A 16929-nucleotide genomic window follows, 5' to 3' on the forward strand; every position below is an offset into this window, starting at 1 on the left:
CGGCAGGTTACAGCCTGTTACATTATCATAACCTTTAACTATTTACTATGGAATACCAACCAGTAGAAAATCAGCCCAATCAAGCCCCCAAAAAAAACTCTAACGTAATTTATTTTTTGATAGCCGTTGTGGTTGCCTTATTGGGTACCGATGTTTACCTGTACACGCAAAAAAAGCAATCGGATGTGAAGGTTGTTTACCAGAACGATGAAAAAACCAGGCTGCAGACCGAGCTGGACAGCCTGGAAGCGCAGATAGAGCAGGTTAACGCGGGGAGGTCAAAAATGTCGGCTATGATGCAGGCAAAGAATGATTCATTGCGCCTGAAGATCCGTGTATTGCGCAGCGAACTGGCTAAAGGCAAACTTACCGTTGCCGAATTAAGCAAGGCACAGGAAGATATTAAGCAATTAAGGTACTTTGTAACCAAGTACACTGCCGATATAGAAGAACTGAAAAAACAAAACACCACCCTGATAACCGAGCGCGATACCTTAAAAACCAACCTGGCTACCGTTAGCCAAAAGGCTACCGACCTGGAGCAAAAGAACCAGGAGCTGGATACCAAAGTTAAGGTTGCATCGGCCATTAAAGTAGCTACTGCCGATGTTGTTGCCTACAAAGTAAAAAACAGCGGCAAAGAAAGCGACGTTACCAAAGCCAAACAGGCGCAAAAAATAAAAATAAACTTTACCGTTGCAACCAATGCCGTTGCAGAAAAAGGCCTGCATGACGTATATGTACGTATTATTGACCCCACCGGTAACCTGATCACCCAGACAGATTCGGGCACGTTTAACGCCGATAGCCAGGACCTGCAATACACCTATAAAACATCAATTGATTTTAGGGATGATGGCAGCGGTTACACTATCGACTGGATAAACCCTGCGCCATTCCAAAAAGGTACCTATACCGTGCTTTTATATGCAGATGGTTATACTATGGGTAAAACAAGCATAACGCTTAAATAAAAAATTACAGATACAGAGAGCGCCCCGTTTGCCAAGCAAGCGGCGCTTTTTTGTGAATATACATGATGGAGGGATTTTTGATTGCTGTATTGCCAATAGCTCTATGGATGTAGATCAACCGGGCAAAGGCTACAGCTTGCCCAAACAGCCTGCGATACTTGCTTAACAGGCAGGGATAAAAAGCTAAACTTTTACCCTTATACCGGTTCCGCGCTTGCAGCAGGCAGGCTTAAATAAAAGGTGGTGCCTACATCAATAGCCGTTTCGAACCAAACCTTGCCGCTGGCATTTTCTATAGAGTTTTTAACAAAGGCAAGCCCCAGGCCCGTGCCCGAGCTTTTGGTGGTAAAGTTGGGCTCGAATATCTTTTCGCGCATTCCTTCGGGGATACCACTGCCACTATCTTTTATGGTAAGCAGTATGTTTTTTGAGGTGATGAGATAATTGATGTCTATCTGGCAGTTGGCCCCGGCGGGGGTAGCCTCTATGGCATTTTTAAGCAGGTTGTTAAAGCAGCGCAACAGCTGGTCGCGGTCTGCGCCTACATAAAACGGGGCGTCGGGCGGGGTAAAGTTTATCGTAACGTTATCCATTTGTTTAAAAATGGTAACGGCCTGGTTAAGCATTTCAAAAATATTGATACGCTCTATCCGGGTATCGGGCATTTTTGCAAATGCCGAAAATTCCGACGCTATAGACGACAGGCTTTCTATCTGCTCTACAAATGATTTACTGAAGCGTTCAAACTTCTGGTCAAACTTAGGGTCCTTATCCTTCCACGACTTGTCGAGCAGCTGCAGGCCCAGTTTTAAGGGCGTAAGCGGGTTTTTTATTTCATGGGCAACCTGTTTGGCCATTTCGCGCCAAGCTGTCTCACGTTCAGATTGTGCAAGCTTCAGCGCGCTGTTTTCCAGCGCGGCTATCATGTTATTATACTCTTTCACCAGCGCGCCAATCTCGTCGTCGCGGTCCCATTTAATGGGCTCGTTCTTTTTACCGTAAATGGTTTTACTTAAATTGTATTGTATAAAATTTAGGGGGGCAGTAATCTGTCGGGCTATAATTACCGCAAATAAGCCAATGGCTATAAATATCAGCGCATAAACATTTATCATAATGTTCAGCAGCGAGCCAATGCGCTCGGTATAATCTGTGGCATTGGCAAAGTAGGGTAATTGTAAGTAAGCAACAGTTTCGTGCTTTACATTGCGTATGGGGGTGTACGCCGCTTTATACGTTAACAGCCCTATTTTTTCTTCGTTAAGCTCCTCTGATTTTTGCAGGCCGTTTAAGGCAATAAAGGCCCGGCCGTTCATTTGGCGGCACAGCAGGCCGTAATCATATATTTTGGGCTGCGTGGTTAGCAGTAACCGGCCATCCAGATCATAAAGGGAAAGATCGGCCGAGTAGGTGCTTGCCAGTTCATCAAACCGTATTTTGCTATCCTCGGTAATGTTATTGATAAAACCGTTTATCGTACCGGCTTCAAACGCAGATGCTATCTGCATGATTTTTGACCGGATGAGTTTATCCTGCTGTACCTGGTATTGTTTACTTATAGATATAAAGGTAATAAAGCCCACCAATATCAGGGTGATTACTACCGCAAATATCATAGAGAACTGGATGCGGGTTTTATACAAGATCCTGTCCCAGGTGAATTTAAAGCTCCAGTTAATGCGGTTGTTACTGATGCTGAAGATCTTTAAACGGATCCACACCATACGGATAACCAGTATTATGGCGCTAAACGCCAGGAATACCACAAAGAAAAACGTAAGCGCCGTAATGCTGGATAGCAGGACGTTGTTTTCCTGGCTTACCACGATCAGGTTACGCTTGCTGGGTTTATAAAGTAAATGGCTAAAGGTTGTAAATTTTTCTGTAAATCCCTGTTTAGAGCTTCTGGTGGTTTGCACCGTGTACTGTTTTAAATCGCCTTTTAAATCGCGGTTTTTAATGCTGTAAACGTAAGTTCCGCTTTGGCCTATCAGGGTGTCATCCGTGTAAAATGCAAAAGAGTAATCTTTAAATTCATCATTGTTGCCTTTTACGTCCTTATCTATCAGCAGATCCGGAAACTTGCCGGGCGCAACAAGCGGTTTAGATTTAAGCTCGATAACGATGGTGCCCAGTTTTTTACCCTGATCAAATACCGGTAATATGGCAAAGTAACTCTGAAACCCGAAAGATTCGTTTTGGCGGTAAAAGTAATCAGATACCTTATAGGAGCTATATACCACCATGTCTTTAAACACATCTATCGCGTAGTTCTTGTCTACCGATATGGGCTGGTCTGCCGTATCGTACTCATGCACCTGGAAATCATATTTGGATAAGTACCGGTCAAAATAAAGTTTTTGCAAGCGGGTTTCCAGGTAATCGGCAGCATGGTCGGGGTTTTTATAATAGGCAACCAGCATTGGGTCAACAATGATCTGTTTTTCTATCTTTTTAAAAATAACATCAGCCACCGCGTCATCAGGCACTTCAAGGCGCTGTATTAAAACCTTACGCAGTTCCTGCTCTTTAATAGATTCGAAATGGTTTAACTTGATGGATGCTATAATAGCACAGATCAGTACGATACCGATGAATGAAGTTGCCGTGAATTTTTTATCGATATAAAGGTGCGCATAACCCCTGATGCACAGCATCAGCATCCAAAGCAGGTAAAAGAAACTAAACCCCTGGTAATAAGTTATCACCGCGGTACTGATAATGATGCTTATCAACAGGATCAATGCTTGCCGGATAGCCGGGATATCCAGTTTTAAACAAATGGTAAGTATTACTTCGTTCAATAAAAAAAACATCAGGAAACTGAAGCAGAGCATCAGCACCCCCAACAGGCTAAAACCCGACAGGTTGAGCACATTGTTTACATCAAAACTGATGCGGGAATTGATGACCAGGCCATAAAATACCTGCAATAAATTGGTTGATGTAACGATAAGGATGGCAATGCAGCAAATGAGCACCACGTAACCTGTTACCTTACCGGGTACGTTTTTGATGAACCTGTTGCGGTAAACAAAGGCAAATGCCACAAGCCAGCACATGGCCAGGATATTGATGCAAAGGTCGCCAAGCGAACGGTAGACAGGCGATGAGGCATACAGCTTGGGGCTAAACAATTCCATTTCCTGTGTAAAGCCGGGCCAGCCATAATGCAGGTTTATAAACCTGAATAGTACAATAAACCCGGCAAGCAACAGCAGCGCGCCATAGATATATCCTTTGCCTGCCAGGTAACGGGCAATGTTATTAACGAGTAAAAACAAGGTGAAAATAGCCAGCAGCCAAAAGCCCACCACAAAATAAAAAAAGCGGTGGTTAACGCCTTTTACCAGTTTTAAAGAGAAAAGGTATTTGTTATTAACATCATGTACGGTGTAAATATTTTTATCGGTAAAATCGGCAATGGTAACGTTGTGGTCTGCAGTAAGGTCTTTAGAAAAGGTGTTTACCAGATATTCGTTAGTGAACGGATAATTTGTTTTTACCGGGATGAAGAAAATAACGGAGGTAGCCCCATCGTTTTTACGGATGGCTTCGTAATAGCCGTTGGGTTGTTTAATAAACGATGTGCCTTGCTTTATTTTAGCTATGTTTTGCGGTATTATTTTGGCCCCGGTCCAAAAATCAAGCGCACCATTTTTATAAACAAGCAGCCAGATAGCGTTTTTAATGGTAAAGTTTTGAATATAAGTTAAACCTTTGGCCGGGTTGTTCCGCAGGTTTTTTATCTCCTCAAAAGTTTGTTTTTTATTTAGGGCATCATAAACAATGTTTTCTTTATTGTGCAGATTGCTTTCTAACAGCCGTGCCGTTTGTACCAGGTTATTTTCGGGCGTGTAAGTTCGCTCAACAACAATTGCTGTAAACAACAAACTGGCAAACAAAAGGCCCAGTAATAAACGTATTTTTCCGGCTGTGGTCAATTGATAAATCTGCTCTAAAAACGGTTATAAAAGTAAAGCCATCTGTTAGCTAACGGATGGCTTTGTGATTACTGTATAATGGCGCTTGCCGTTTCAACCTCGCGGCTTACCTTTTTTACAAGGCCCTGTAACACCTTGCCGGGCCCTACCTCGGTAAAGGATGTTGCGCCGTCCTGCAGCATATGTTCCACCGTTTGTGTCCATCTTACGGGGCCTGTTAGCTGCGCTATCAGGTTGTGCTTAATGTGTTCCACATCGGTATATGGCTTGGCATCAATATTTTGATAAACGGGGCAAACGGGTTGGTTAAATTCCGTATTTACAATAGCGGCTTCCAGTTCTACGCGGGCAGCCTCCATTAAAGGTGAATGGAATGCGCCGCCAACATTTAGTTTTAAAGCGCGTTTTGCACCGGCCTCGGTCATTTTTATACAGGCGGCATCAATACCTGCTACCGTGCCGGATATAACCAGCTGGCCCGGGCAGTTATAATTTGCAGGCACAACAACATCGGTTAATCGCTGGCAAATATCTTCAACTGTAAAATCATCCAGTGCTAAAATAGCAGCCATGGTGCCAGGCTGTATCTCGCAGGCCTTTTGCATGGCATTAGCACGTGCAGCCACCAGGCGCAGGCCGTCTTCAAAAGATAAGGCGCCACTTGCCACCAGGGCAGAAAATTCGCCCAGCGAGTGGCCGGCAACCATTTCGGGTTTAAAATCATCACCCAAAACCTTAGCTAATATTACCGAGTGTAAAAAAATAGCCGGTTGGGTTACATTGGTTTGTTTCAGGTCCTCTTCGGTACCATCAAACATTACATCTGTAATGCGAAAGCCCAAGATACCGTTAGCCTGCTCAAATAACTCACGGGCCTGCTCGCTTTGCTCGTAAAGGTCTTTACCCATACCCGAGAACTGGGCGCCCTGCCCAGGGAAAATGTATGCTTTCATTATTTATGGTTTATAGGTTCATTTGTTCAATGGTTCATTTGTAACAGTTTAATTGATATTTAATTTTTATGCCAATAAACTAATGAACCAGTGAGCCAATGAACTAACTCAATTTAGAACTAATTAAATTTAAAAATTCTGTTCTGGTCTTCTCCTTTAAAAACTCGCCGGTAAATGCCGATGTGGTAGTTGCCGAATTTTGTTTTTGTACACCGCGCATGCTCATGCATAAGTGCCTGCACTCAATTACTACGCCCACGCCAATGGGGTTAAGCGTATCCTGAATGCAATCGCGTATCTCGTTGGTCAGGCGTTCCTGCACCTGCAGGCGGCGGGCAAATACATCAACTATGCGTGGTATTTTGCTTAAGCCTACTACATATCCGTTGGGGATGTAGGCAATATGCGCCTTGCCAAAAAACGGCAGCATGTGGTGCTCGCACATCGAGTACACTTCAATATCCTTTACAATCACCATCTGGCTGTACTCTTCCTTAAACATGGCCGAATTCAGGATCTCTTTGGCATCCAGGTCATACCCGTGGGTAAGGTAAAGCATGGCTTTGGCAATGCGCTCGGGAGTTTTTAACAGGCCCTCGCGCCCGGGGTCTTCACCAATCTGTTTTAAAACATCCAGGTAACTGGCAGATAGGTTTTGGATCAGCTGGGGGTTATAACGGTCTATCTTCTGGTATCCGTTAATGCCCGCGTCCCTGTCAGGAATGTTATCGTCGTTGATCATGGGGTGGGGTTATCCGCCAAAATACTCGGCAGAGTTGTTTTCTGTTTCGTACAATTTTACCGAGTGTAAAAACACGCCGGGGTAAGCTTCTATCGGTGCTTTAAGCTGATTGAATATGCCAATGCACAGCAATTCGGTTGATGCCATAATGCCTTTCATAAATTCCACATCCATATTGATGTTTTTATGATCCAGCTTTTCTATCACATATTCATTGATGATCTGCTTCAGCTCTTTCAAATCCATCAGGTAACCGGTAGCATGCGTTATCTCGCCCTTAACGGTTACAAATAAATTGTAGTTGTGCCCATGCCAGTTTGGGTTGGCGCATTTGCCAAAAACCTCGTTGTTTTTCTCTGCGCTCCATTCCTCGCGGTACATGCGGTGTGCTGCGTTAAAATGTTCTTTGCGCGTAATATGTATCATCATAGCAATTAATGGTGCAAATATACAAAACAAAAACAGGCCAGTTGTTTTATCTTAGCTGCCAAAAATCAGCATTTATGCGAATATTGTTTGTAGCGGCAACGGAGTTTGAAGTTGAAAGTTTAAAGTTTAAAGTCGAAAATCAAATTAAAGCCCCCGACTTTAAACCTTCAACTTTAAACTCTAAACTCCTGATCACCGGCGTTGGTATGGTTGCTACGGCTTTTTCGCTGGGCCGCGAACTGGCAAACAATCAATATGACCTGGCCATAAACCTGGGAATAGCCGGCAGTTTTGACCGCAGTTTTGCCTTGGGCGGTTTAGTGGAAATTACCGAAGATACCCTGGCCGAACTCGGCGCCGAAGATGATGAAACCTTTTTACCCATAACGCAAATGGGCTTTGGCGAAAGTGTTTTTAAGGCGACTAAGCCATTAGCCGATATTTATAAAACCGCCAATTTAAAGCAAGCCACAGCTATTACGGTGAATACCGTGCATGGTAACTCGGCATCTATTAAAAAAGTACAGGCACGTTTAGGCGCGCAGATAGAAAGCATGGAAGGTGCTGCCTTTTTTTATGCCTGCCGCGAGGCCGGGGTGCCGTGCATGCAGATCAGGGCAGTGTCAAATTATGTAGAAAAACGTAACCGGGATGCCTGGCAGATAGGTTTAGCCGTTAAAAATCTGAATACATTTGCAGGGGAGTTGGTGGAACGTTTAAAAGTTGGAATGCTGTAACGTTTTCCTCATCCTGCCAACATTACAACACTAAAAAATGAAATTAACTATCGGTTTTTCGCCCTGCCCTAACGATACTTTTATTTTCGATGCGCTTATCCACCATAAAATTGATACCGGAGGCCTGGACTTTGAGGTGTTTTATGATGATGTGGAAACGCTTAACCAAAAGGCTTTTCGCGGTGAACTGGATATTACTAAACTAAGCTACCATGCCTTTGCCTATGCGGCAGATAAATATGTTTTGCTGGACGCCGGGAGCGCTTTGGGCTTTGGCGTTGGCCCGATGCTGATAACCAAACAGGGAGATGTCTCCAATCTCCAGTCTAATATCTCCAATCTTAAAATAGGCATCCCCGGAAAATACACTACGGCTAATTTTTTGTTGAGCCTGGCCTACCCCGATGCAACAAATAAGCAGGAACTGGTTTTCTCGGATATTGAGCATGCTGTTTTAGATGGCCGTGTGGATATTGGCCTCATCATTCATGAGAACCGCTTTACTTACCAGGACAAAGGCCTGCATAAAGTTATGGACCTGGGCGATTATTGGGAAAAACGTACCGGCTGCGCCATCCCTTTAGGTGGCATAGTAGCTAACCGTAATTTACCCTTAGATGTTCAGCATAAAATAAACAGGGTTATCAGGCGCTCGGTAGAGTTTGCCTTTGCCAACCCCAAATCAGGATTGGAATACATCCGCAGCCACGCACAGGAGATGAGCGAAGAAGTGATGTATAAACACATCGCCCTTTATGTAAATGAATTTTCGGTTGATCTGGGTGTTGAAGGCAAAAAAGCAGTTAAGCTCTTATTTGATACCGCTTTGGAGAAAGGCATCATCCCCCAGATAAGCGAAAGCTTGTTTTTGAATGCGTAAACAGGGAGGCCCGTGCGATTCCTTCCCCTGGGAAGGTGTAGGAAGGGGTTTAACAAAGCGGCGAACCCCTCCCTGCCACTACACATACCACCGCGTCCCTTCACAGGGAGAGAATTTAACCTAAATAGAATATTTATTACGCCCTCTCCTTCGGAGAGGGCCGGGGAGAGGCCTTTTACCTCTCCGCTAACAGATCATCCGTCAGCTTCTCAAACTCGCTGATAAATTCGGTATAATGCTCGCCGGTGCCCGGGCCGTTAAAGCCGGTGTGGATCTTGCGCACATCGCCTTTTTTATCAATGATAATGGTAGTAGGGAAGCCAACTACTCTGGTAAGGGCGGGCAGGCTTTTGGCTGTCTCGGCTTTATTGCTGGTGTAGCCGGTTATCAGTACAGGATATTTTACATCAAACCTTTTTTGTACTTGGGCCAATGCTTTTTGCGATTTGGCAAAATCGGTAGTGCGCTCGTAAGCCAGGCCGATCACTTCTACCCCTCTGGGCTGATATTTTTTATAATAATTAACCATGTAGGCGGTTTCGTCCATGCAATTAGGGCACCACGATCCCATGATCTGCACGATCACTACCTTGTTTTTAAACCTGGCATCGTCCAGCGATACCTCTTTGCCGCTAAGATCCTTAAATGCGAAAGCCAGCTTTTTGTAGCCCGGCTTTAAGGCACTTAAAGAATAAGCATCCGGTAGTTTGGCATTTTCGTCGCGCACGGCTGCCCATACATCCCTACCGGTCAAACCCGAAAAGAATTTGCCATCTGTCAGGGTGTTATTATCCGCAACCTTTGCCTTAAACAAAAAGGCGTGCCCGCCATCAAAGCAGGACAGGTACAGGCTGTCGCCGTTTAAGGTGCCTTCTAAAAAGCGGTAATCACCGGTGGTGGTTAAGAAGGTGCCGGTCACTTTCTGGCCGGTTTGTTTAAACTCGCCCACGGTGGTATCGCGGCCATCGCCCTCACCCATAATGGCCGACCATCGCCCGCTTACATTATAAGTGCTTTTTGTGGGTGATGGAAAGAAGCGGTATGGCGTTGCAGCGGTAGCCGAAAAAGGCATGGGCACGTCGCGGTCACCCAGGTGCCGTATGTAGTTCCCTTTTAGCGTATTCCCTGCAAGCGCGAGTCTGAATTCAGAATCAAACAAGGGCATTTTTATAAATACCGAATCGCCTTTGGTGGTAACATTGGTTACTTTAAAACGCTCGGTACTGTTAATAATATCCAATTCCTGCGCGGCGCCTTTGTTGTTTACATCAAAGTTAAAGGGAATTTGGTTGGCAGATGCGGTTGTTAAAACGCCACGCCAGATACCTGTTTTCAGTTTGGTTTGTGCGATGCTTATTTGAGATAGCGCAGCAACAAGTACTGCGCTTAGAAATGCCTTTTTTATCATATCCAAAAATAGTCTACTAATTTTATATACTTTATCAAAAGTAATAAAACCTGCTAAACTATTTCAATACTTCGCGCGATATTACAATGCGCTGAATTTCTGATGTGCCTTCGTAGATCTGGGTGATCTTGGCATCGCGCATCAGGCGCTCTACATGGTATTCTTTTACAAATCCATACCCCCCGTGTATCTGCACCGCCTCTATAGTGGTGCGCATGGCCGTTTCTGATGCAAACAATTTAGCCATTGATGCCGCCTGCGCATAAGGCCGGCCATTATCTTTTAACCAGGCTGCGCGGTGGCAAAGCAAACGGGCTGCTTCAATTTCGGTAGCCATATCGGCCAGTTTAAATTGGATGGCTTGTAAATCGGCCAGGGTTTTGCCGAATGCCTTGCGTTCTTTGGCGTATTGTACAGAAAGTTCATAAGCGCCGGCTGCTATACCCAATGCTTGTGATGCAATGCCTATGCGGCCGCCCTCCAGCGTTGCCATAGCAAACTTAAACCCAAAGCCATCCTCGCCAATGCGGTTTTCTTTGGGCACCTTAACATCGCTAAACATCAGCGAATGCGTATCACTGCCGCGGATGCCCATTTTGTTTTCTTTTGGCCCAATGGTAAAACCTTCCATGCCTTTTTCCATAATAAGCGCATTAATGCCGCGGTGTTTTTTGCTGGCATCGGTTTGCGCCATTACAATATAGGTGCTTGCGCTATTGCCGCTGGTGATCCAGTTTTTGGTGCCGTTAACCAGGTAATGGTCGCCCATGTCAATAGCGGTAGTATGCTGTGATGTGGCATCAGAGCCGGCTTCCGGTTCGCTCAGGCAAAAAGCGCCGATAACTTCGCCGGTTGCCAAAGGTACCAGGTACTTTTGTTTTTGCGCTTCGCTGCCATACTTTTCCAGCCCCGAGCAAACCAGCGAGTTGTTCACCGATACTACTACCGATGCCGATGCATCAACCTTTGAAAGCTCTTCCATCACCAGCGAGTAGGATATGGCATCCATGCCGCTGCCGCCATATTGCGGCGACACCATCATGCCCATAAAGCCCAGTTCGCCCAGTTTTTTGATCTGTTCTGCCGGGAATTTCTGATGCTCATCGCGTGCTATCACGCCGGGTTTAAGCTCGGTTTGTGCAAAATCACGGGCTGCCTGGCGTATCATTAGGTGTTCTTCGGTAAGTTCAAATTGCATGTGTAAATGTAAAATAATTTTAAAGGAATTGCTGATGATAAACGCAGCTTATTAATTCCTTAATCTTTAATTAAACAAATCACTACATAACATTAATCTTTAGCAAATAACCCCTTAATGTACCTGGTACACTTTTGCGCTTAACTAAAAACAATAAAATGTTAAGCACACAAAAGAATTTCCTGAAAAAAGTATGGCTCGCATGCTTGTTTAATTTAATGTTTGTAGGGGCCGGCTGGGCGCAAACCAACTTAGCCGGTATCTCTGGTAAAGTGTTGGATACTAACGGCGCGCTTTTACCAAACGCAACCATTACCGTTAGAAATGAATCTACAGGCTTTATAATTAAAGCTTCTTCTAACTCAAAAGGCACCTTTTTGCTAAAAGAATTACCGCTGGGTTCGCCTTACAGCATTACGGTTGAGGCAATGGGCCTGGCAACGCAAAAGCAAACAGGCTTTGCCTTAAACCAGGGCGACCTGCTGCAGGTATCGTTTGTAATGGAGCAGCGGGTTCAGGAATTGAATGCGGTGGAGATTAAAGCGCCTACCACCCGCAATAAAATAGAGAACATTGGTTCTGCCACAGCCGTTACCGCCAGGGATATTGCAAAATTACCCGTAAACGGCCGTAACTTTACCTCACTGGCAGATCTGTCTCCACTAAGCTCGGGCAGCAGTTTAAGCGGCCAGCTGGCATCGGCAACTAATTATACTATTGACGGTATGGCCGCCAGGGGCACCATTTCGGGCGGTTTGCCTACCGGCGCTTACTCTATTTCGCTGGAGGCTGTGCGGGAGTTTCAGGTGGTTACCAACCAGTACGATGTAACTTACGGTAATGCCGGCGGCGGTACCATCAGCACGGTAACAAAATCGGGCACCAACGTACTTTCGGGCAGCGCCTTTACCTATGCCCGCGCCAACTGGTTATCCAGCCCATACGGCTTAAACGGTATAAAACGTAACCAGGCGTTCTCTACCTATCAGTATGGTTTCTCGTTGGGCGGGCCTATTGTTAAGGATAAGGCACAGTTTTTTATCGCGTGGGATCATCAGGCCGATTCAAGGCCGCTTTACATCGCCAACATCCAATCTGCCGATGATGAAAAACGCTATAACGTAACACAGGCTACCTTAGATAATTTTTTAACCATTGCCAGGAATAAATATGGCGTGGCTAATTCGCCGCAGGTAGGCCAGTTTGATAAATTTAAAAATACACATGCCGGCTTTGCCCGTATCGACTGGCAGATAAACCCCAAAAACCTTTTCACCATTCGGGATAACTTTATTTACGATCTGGATAATCAATCAGACGGGGATAACACGGCCATCAATATCTACGAAGTATATAGTACCCGCAAAAGCATAAATAACAGTGTAATGGCATCGTTACGCAGTATTTTAAGCCCTAATTTAACCAACGAGTTAAAAATTCAGCACTATTGGGAATATAATAAGCTGTTTGCCAACAGCCAGTTACCTGCAGATAATATCCCGCGTGCTATTATCCAGAATATTCCTTCGGTGGCTGCCGATGGTACTACTTACAACACATCAATACAACTGGGCGGGCAGCGTTATGGCGGCGATTATTTTAACAATAACGTGGTGCAGCTTACCGATAACCTATACTGGACCAAAGGCAAGTATAACTTTACATTTGGTGGCGGTTTAACCTTTACCAACCAAAATTCTATTTACGGCAGTGAAATAAACGGTCGGTTTTTCTTTACCGGATTAACAAATTTCGACAATCTTACCCCATATCGTTATGCAAGGGACATCTACACTTCATCAGACAGGAATATAAAATTTAACATCCTTGCGCCAAACCTGTATGCGCAGGTACAAACTACGGTATTCCCGGGGTTTGACCTTACCGCGGGGATCCGTGCCGATTACACTAATTACCTGGACAGGGCAAATTATAACGAAGTTGTTTTCCGCACGCTTGGTTTAAATACATCCAACAAGCTGGCAACCTTCCAGGTGCAGCCAAGGGTACAGGCCACCTGGGATGTTAACCAGAACGGTAAAGATATCATCAGATTGGGCGGCGGGATCTTAGGCTCTGCGCTTAACCCTTATTCTATGATCAATAACATGCTGTTTGATGGTTCGCACATCGTAGGCGTTGACCTTACCGGCAGCCTGGTGCCAAAACCCAACTTCCCGGGGTACAGGGCAGATCCGTCTACCGCACCGGGGTTAGATCTGTTAAACAACCCGGCAGTACCTAAGCTGGCAACCATCAACATGAATGGTAAAGATGCGAAGGTGCCGGTTGTATATAAAGCCAATTTTTCTTATTCGCACTTTTTTGCGCAAAACTTTAGGGTTACGGCAAGCGCTTATTTAAGCCTGGGCCGCAACAATTACACTTACCTGGATAAAAACATGGCAGATCAGCCCTACTTCCGCATAGCTGCTGAGGATAACCGGGGCGTATATGTACCGGCAAATACCATTAATGCCACAAATGGTACCGTAGATTGGACAAAAGGCAGAAAAACCACAGAAGTTGGCCGCGTGTTAGAATTGCAAAGCATAGGTAAGAATAACCAGATGGCTTTTGTGTTTGATGCGGATTACAGGTATTACAAACAGGGCGAGATCTCGGTATCTTACACCTGGAACCAAAGTAAGGATAATACATCTTACAATGGTAACGTTGCCAATACGGCCACCCTGGTGCAATATATCAAAGATGACCCGCGTAACCTGAGCGCTGTTACTTACTCAGATAACCAGTTCAGGCATAAGGTAGTGGCTTACGGCAGCTCGCCAACCTTCCATGGTTTTAGCGCAGGTGTAAGGTTCTCGGGCTTAAGCGGCACCCGCTATTCGTTATTTGTGAACGGAAACGTAAACGGCGATTTTGTAGCCAGTAATGACCTGGCTTATGTGTATGACCCTAATGCGGCTTCAACCCCGCAATACCTTAAGGATGGTATCAACGCCATTTTAAACAACCCTAAGGTTGAACAGGGCATGAAAAACTACATCAGAAAAAGCTTTGGTAAAATTGCAGAACGCAATGGCGGCGAAAACCCGTTTTATGGCGTGGTTGACCTGCGTTTGATCAAAAAGCTGGCGATAGCCAAAAAACAGTACTTAGAGCTATCTGTAGATTTGTTTAACGTAAGCAACTTATTAAATAAAAACTGGGGCGTTAACCACAACCTGGGCGCAACATCCATCTACAACATCAAAAGCTTTGATGCCACCAACCAGCAATATGTTTACACGGTTAACACTAATGCAGGTGTATCAAACTTAAGCGGTAACCCATACCAGTTTCAGTTGGGTTTACGCTACGGATTTTAATTAAAAAAATGATGAGAACAAATAGTTACAGCATTATGATAGCCCTGTGTTTGGTTTTGGGCTTTAAGCCGGCCACACAGGCGCAAACAGCACCGGCAAAATATGTACTATTGGTAACAGTAGATGGTTTCAGGCCCGAATTTTACCTGGATAGTACCTATGCAATGCCTACCGTAAGGCAACTGATGAAGAACGGTGTTGCGGCACAGGGGCTAAACCCGGTGTTCCCCTCGGTTACCTACCCGGATCATACCACCATGATCACCGGCGTTACCCCGGCAAAACACGGTATTTATTACAATACCCCCTTTGAGGCCGAAGGCGCAACCGGTAAATGGTATTGGGATTACAGCCTGATAAAAGCGCCTACCCTGTGGGATGCCATGCATAAAGCGGGTAAAACCACTGCCTGCGTGCGCTGGCCGGTAACCGTTAACGCACCGATAGATTACCGGATACCCGAGTACTGGAATTATAAGAACATGGCCGACGCCCGGGAATATACGGCCGCCGCTACCCAGCCGGCATCGTTATGGAAAGAGGTACAGGAGAATGCAACAGGCATGCTGGAGGCCAATGATCTGAACGCAACCAATGACGAATTGGTGCAGGATGAGAATGTAGCGCGGATGGCCGGTTATATCATTAAAAAGTATAAGCCCAACTTTTTGGCGCTTCACCTGGCCTGTACAGATCATTACGAACACGAGAACGGGCGCGAACACTACATGGTGAAGGCATCTGTAGCCGGTGCCGACAGGGCAATTAAAACACTGGTAGAAAGCCTTAACCGCGCCAAAATAGCCGATAGCACCGTTGTTATTGTAATGGGCGACCACGGGTTTGAGAATATCTACCAAAGCTTTAACCCCAATTACCTGTTAAAGCAGGCCGGTATAATTACCGATATTAAAACAGGCAACTGGAAGGCACAGTTTCATTCATCAGGCGGTTCATCATTTCTGCAGTTAAAAAACAGCAATGATAAAGCAACCCTAAGCAAGGTACAGGCTATACTGGCACAACAGCCTGATAGCATAAAGCGCTATTACCAGGTAATAAACAAAGCACAGCTAACCCAAATTGGCGCCGACCCTAACGTGCCACTTGCGTTAAGCGGCATTAACGGCACTACGTTTGGCAATAAAAGCGATGTTGAAACCGAAAAATTTGCACACGTAAAAGGCACCCATGGCTTTTTCCCGGATCATAAGCAGATCCAAACGGGTTTTGTAGCCTTTGGCCCCGGCCTTAAAAAGGGTGTGGTTGTACCGGTGATGAACATGGTGGATGTGGCGCCTTTGATAGCCAGGCTAACCGGTGTGGATATGCCTGCCATGGATGGAAAGCTATATACCGAAATGTTTAAATAATTAATTTTATAAGGGTGGCAAAATGCCCTTTAGCCAAGCCCCGGATTATAATTCCGGGGCTTTTTTGTGGGGCTGGCCCTGCCGGATGCCCGTAGGCCGGTAAGCGGGGTTGATCTAATATGCCGAGGTGAAATCTAAACCTTTGTAGTTGAGGTTTTTTATGATACCTTGCCTGCTAAAATCACCCTTTATCACATGAAGAAACGCTTGATCTTTGGCATGCTATTTTCCCTGGTTTTAAGTATAACAGGTTATGCCCAAACAAAAAAAGTAGCTGTAGTTACCTTTTACGCTGTAAAAAAAATTGGCGTTGCCGACTTTGGCGCTACAGCCAATGCTGCCGTTACGCAACTGGTAGACGACCCTGATTTTAATATGTCGCCTTTGTTACAAAACTTTCACGACCAGTTTTTTAACACCTATGCTAAAGATTTCACCTTCCAGCTGTTGCCCGAAGCAGAAGTTACCGGTAATACAGATTACAAAGCATACGCCCCTGCGGGCGAGGCAACCAGCGGCGTTTTTAAAGACAACTACAACTTACCGTACGATGGGTATAAAATAATTTTACCCTTAGCCGGTAAACAGAATGAAAAGGCTTTGCTTAAAATATTTAACCAGGCCGATGGCATTATGAAGGTTTATATCGATTTTGACCTTGTAAAGATAGGCTTTGGCGGTATGGGGGTAGTAAAAGTTAAAGCAAACTGTAATATTGCCATGTATAATAAAGCGGGCGATAAAGTTTTTTCTGTTAGTACCGATGCCAGATCTAAAGGCAGCAGCCCCCTTATTGCCGGGGTGCCCGTTTTAAAAACAGATAAAATTTTGCCCATGTGCGAAAGCGCATTGGCCGAACTAATGACCAACCTGCAAAAAGATATGCCTAAAATGATAAAAAAGGCAGAAGCCAAACTATAATATAAAATGGCCCCTGATTTAAAATTTACGGCCTTGCC

12 protein-coding genes are annotated in these 16929 nt (G+C 45.1%); 6 read left to right on the plus strand and 6 right to left on the minus strand.

Annotation, left to right across the window (positions count from 1 at the left end; translation table 11 throughout):
* Positions 1 to 47: 47 nt before the first annotated feature.
* The gene (locus E2R65_RS09465) at positions 48 to 974 is read left to right on the plus strand and encodes a hypothetical protein (RefSeq protein ID WP_134336252.1); all 927 of its coding nucleotides are present in this window, start codon (positions 48 to 50) and stop codon (positions 972 to 974) included.
* Between the two features lie 197 nt (positions 975 to 1171).
* Here the strand turns inward: E2R65_RS09465 and E2R65_RS09470 are convergent, their stop codons facing one another.
* The 4 genes from E2R65_RS09470 to E2R65_RS09485 form a co-directional block, all read right to left on the minus strand.
* The gene (locus E2R65_RS09470) at positions 1172 to 4918 is read right to left on the minus strand and encodes a sensor histidine kinase (protein WP_134336253.1); all 3747 of its coding nucleotides are present in this window, start codon (positions 4916 to 4918) and stop codon (positions 1172 to 1174) included.
* A 68-nt stretch (positions 4919 to 4986) separates the two neighbouring features.
* Positions 4987 to 5871: an ACP S-malonyltransferase gene (gene fabD / locus E2R65_RS09475; RefSeq protein WP_134336254.1), complete on the minus strand. Its 885-nt coding sequence runs from the start codon at positions 5869 to 5871 to the stop codon at positions 4987 to 4989.
* Between the two features lie 103 nt (positions 5872 to 5974).
* The gene (folE, locus tag E2R65_RS09480; RefSeq protein ID WP_134336255.1) at positions 5975 to 6613 is read right to left on the minus strand and encodes a GTP cyclohydrolase I FolE; all 639 of its coding nucleotides are present in this window, start codon (positions 6611 to 6613) and stop codon (positions 5975 to 5977) included.
* 9 nt (positions 6614 to 6622) lie between these two features.
* A complete protein-coding gene (locus E2R65_RS09485) occupies positions 6623 to 7039 on the minus strand; it encodes a 6-pyruvoyl trahydropterin synthase family protein (RefSeq protein ID WP_134336566.1) in 417 nt (138 codons plus the stop codon).
* Positions 7040 to 7116: 77 nt separating this feature from the next.
* On the opposite strand from E2R65_RS09485, the gene mqnB reads away from it, so the two are divergent.
* Both mqnB and E2R65_RS09495 read left to right on the plus strand, forming a co-directional pair.
* Positions 7117 to 7779, plus strand: a complete 663-nt coding sequence (gene mqnB / locus E2R65_RS09490) for a futalosine hydrolase (protein WP_134336256.1) — start codon at positions 7117 to 7119, stop codon at positions 7777 to 7779.
* 37 nt (positions 7780 to 7816) lie between these two features.
* Positions 7817 to 8659 carry a menaquinone biosynthesis family protein gene (locus tag E2R65_RS09495; RefSeq protein ID WP_134336257.1) on the plus strand — a complete coding sequence of 281 codons (843 nt, stop codon included), beginning with the start codon at positions 7817 to 7819 and terminating at the stop codon, positions 8657 to 8659.
* A 175-nt stretch (positions 8660 to 8834) separates the two neighbouring features.
* Here E2R65_RS09495 and E2R65_RS09500 read toward each other — a convergent pair whose 3' ends face one another.
* A complete protein-coding gene (locus E2R65_RS09500; RefSeq protein WP_134336258.1) occupies positions 8835 to 10067 on the minus strand; it encodes a TlpA disulfide reductase family protein in 1233 nt (410 codons plus the stop codon).
* A gap of 58 nt (positions 10068 to 10125) precedes the next feature.
* Complete coding sequence (locus tag E2R65_RS09505) at positions 10126 to 11265, minus strand: acyl-CoA dehydrogenase (RefSeq protein WP_134336259.1); 1140 nt, start codon at positions 11263 to 11265, stop codon at positions 10126 to 10128.
* Positions 11266 to 11423: 158 nt separating this feature from the next.
* On the opposite strand from E2R65_RS09505, the gene E2R65_RS09510 reads away from it, so the two are divergent.
* From E2R65_RS09510 to E2R65_RS09520, 3 genes are all read left to right on the plus strand, one after another.
* Positions 11424 to 14597: a TonB-dependent receptor gene (locus tag E2R65_RS09510; RefSeq protein WP_134336260.1), complete on the plus strand. Its 3174-nt coding sequence runs from the start codon at positions 11424 to 11426 to the stop codon at positions 14595 to 14597.
* Between the two features lie 8 nt (positions 14598 to 14605).
* Positions 14606 to 15970, plus strand: coding sequence for an alkaline phosphatase family protein (locus E2R65_RS09515; RefSeq protein WP_134336261.1), 1365 nt, complete (start codon positions 14606 to 14608; stop codon positions 15968 to 15970).
* Between the two features lie 195 nt (positions 15971 to 16165).
* The gene (locus tag E2R65_RS09520) at positions 16166 to 16891 is read left to right on the plus strand and encodes a hypothetical protein (RefSeq protein ID WP_134336262.1); all 726 of its coding nucleotides are present in this window, start codon (positions 16166 to 16168) and stop codon (positions 16889 to 16891) included.
* Positions 16892 to 16929: the final 38 nt, after the last annotated feature.

Source organism: Mucilaginibacter phyllosphaerae (genome assembly GCF_004378255.1).
In the GTDB taxonomy this organism is placed as follows: Bacteria; Bacteroidota; Bacteroidia; order Sphingobacteriales; family Sphingobacteriaceae; genus Mucilaginibacter; species Mucilaginibacter phyllosphaerae.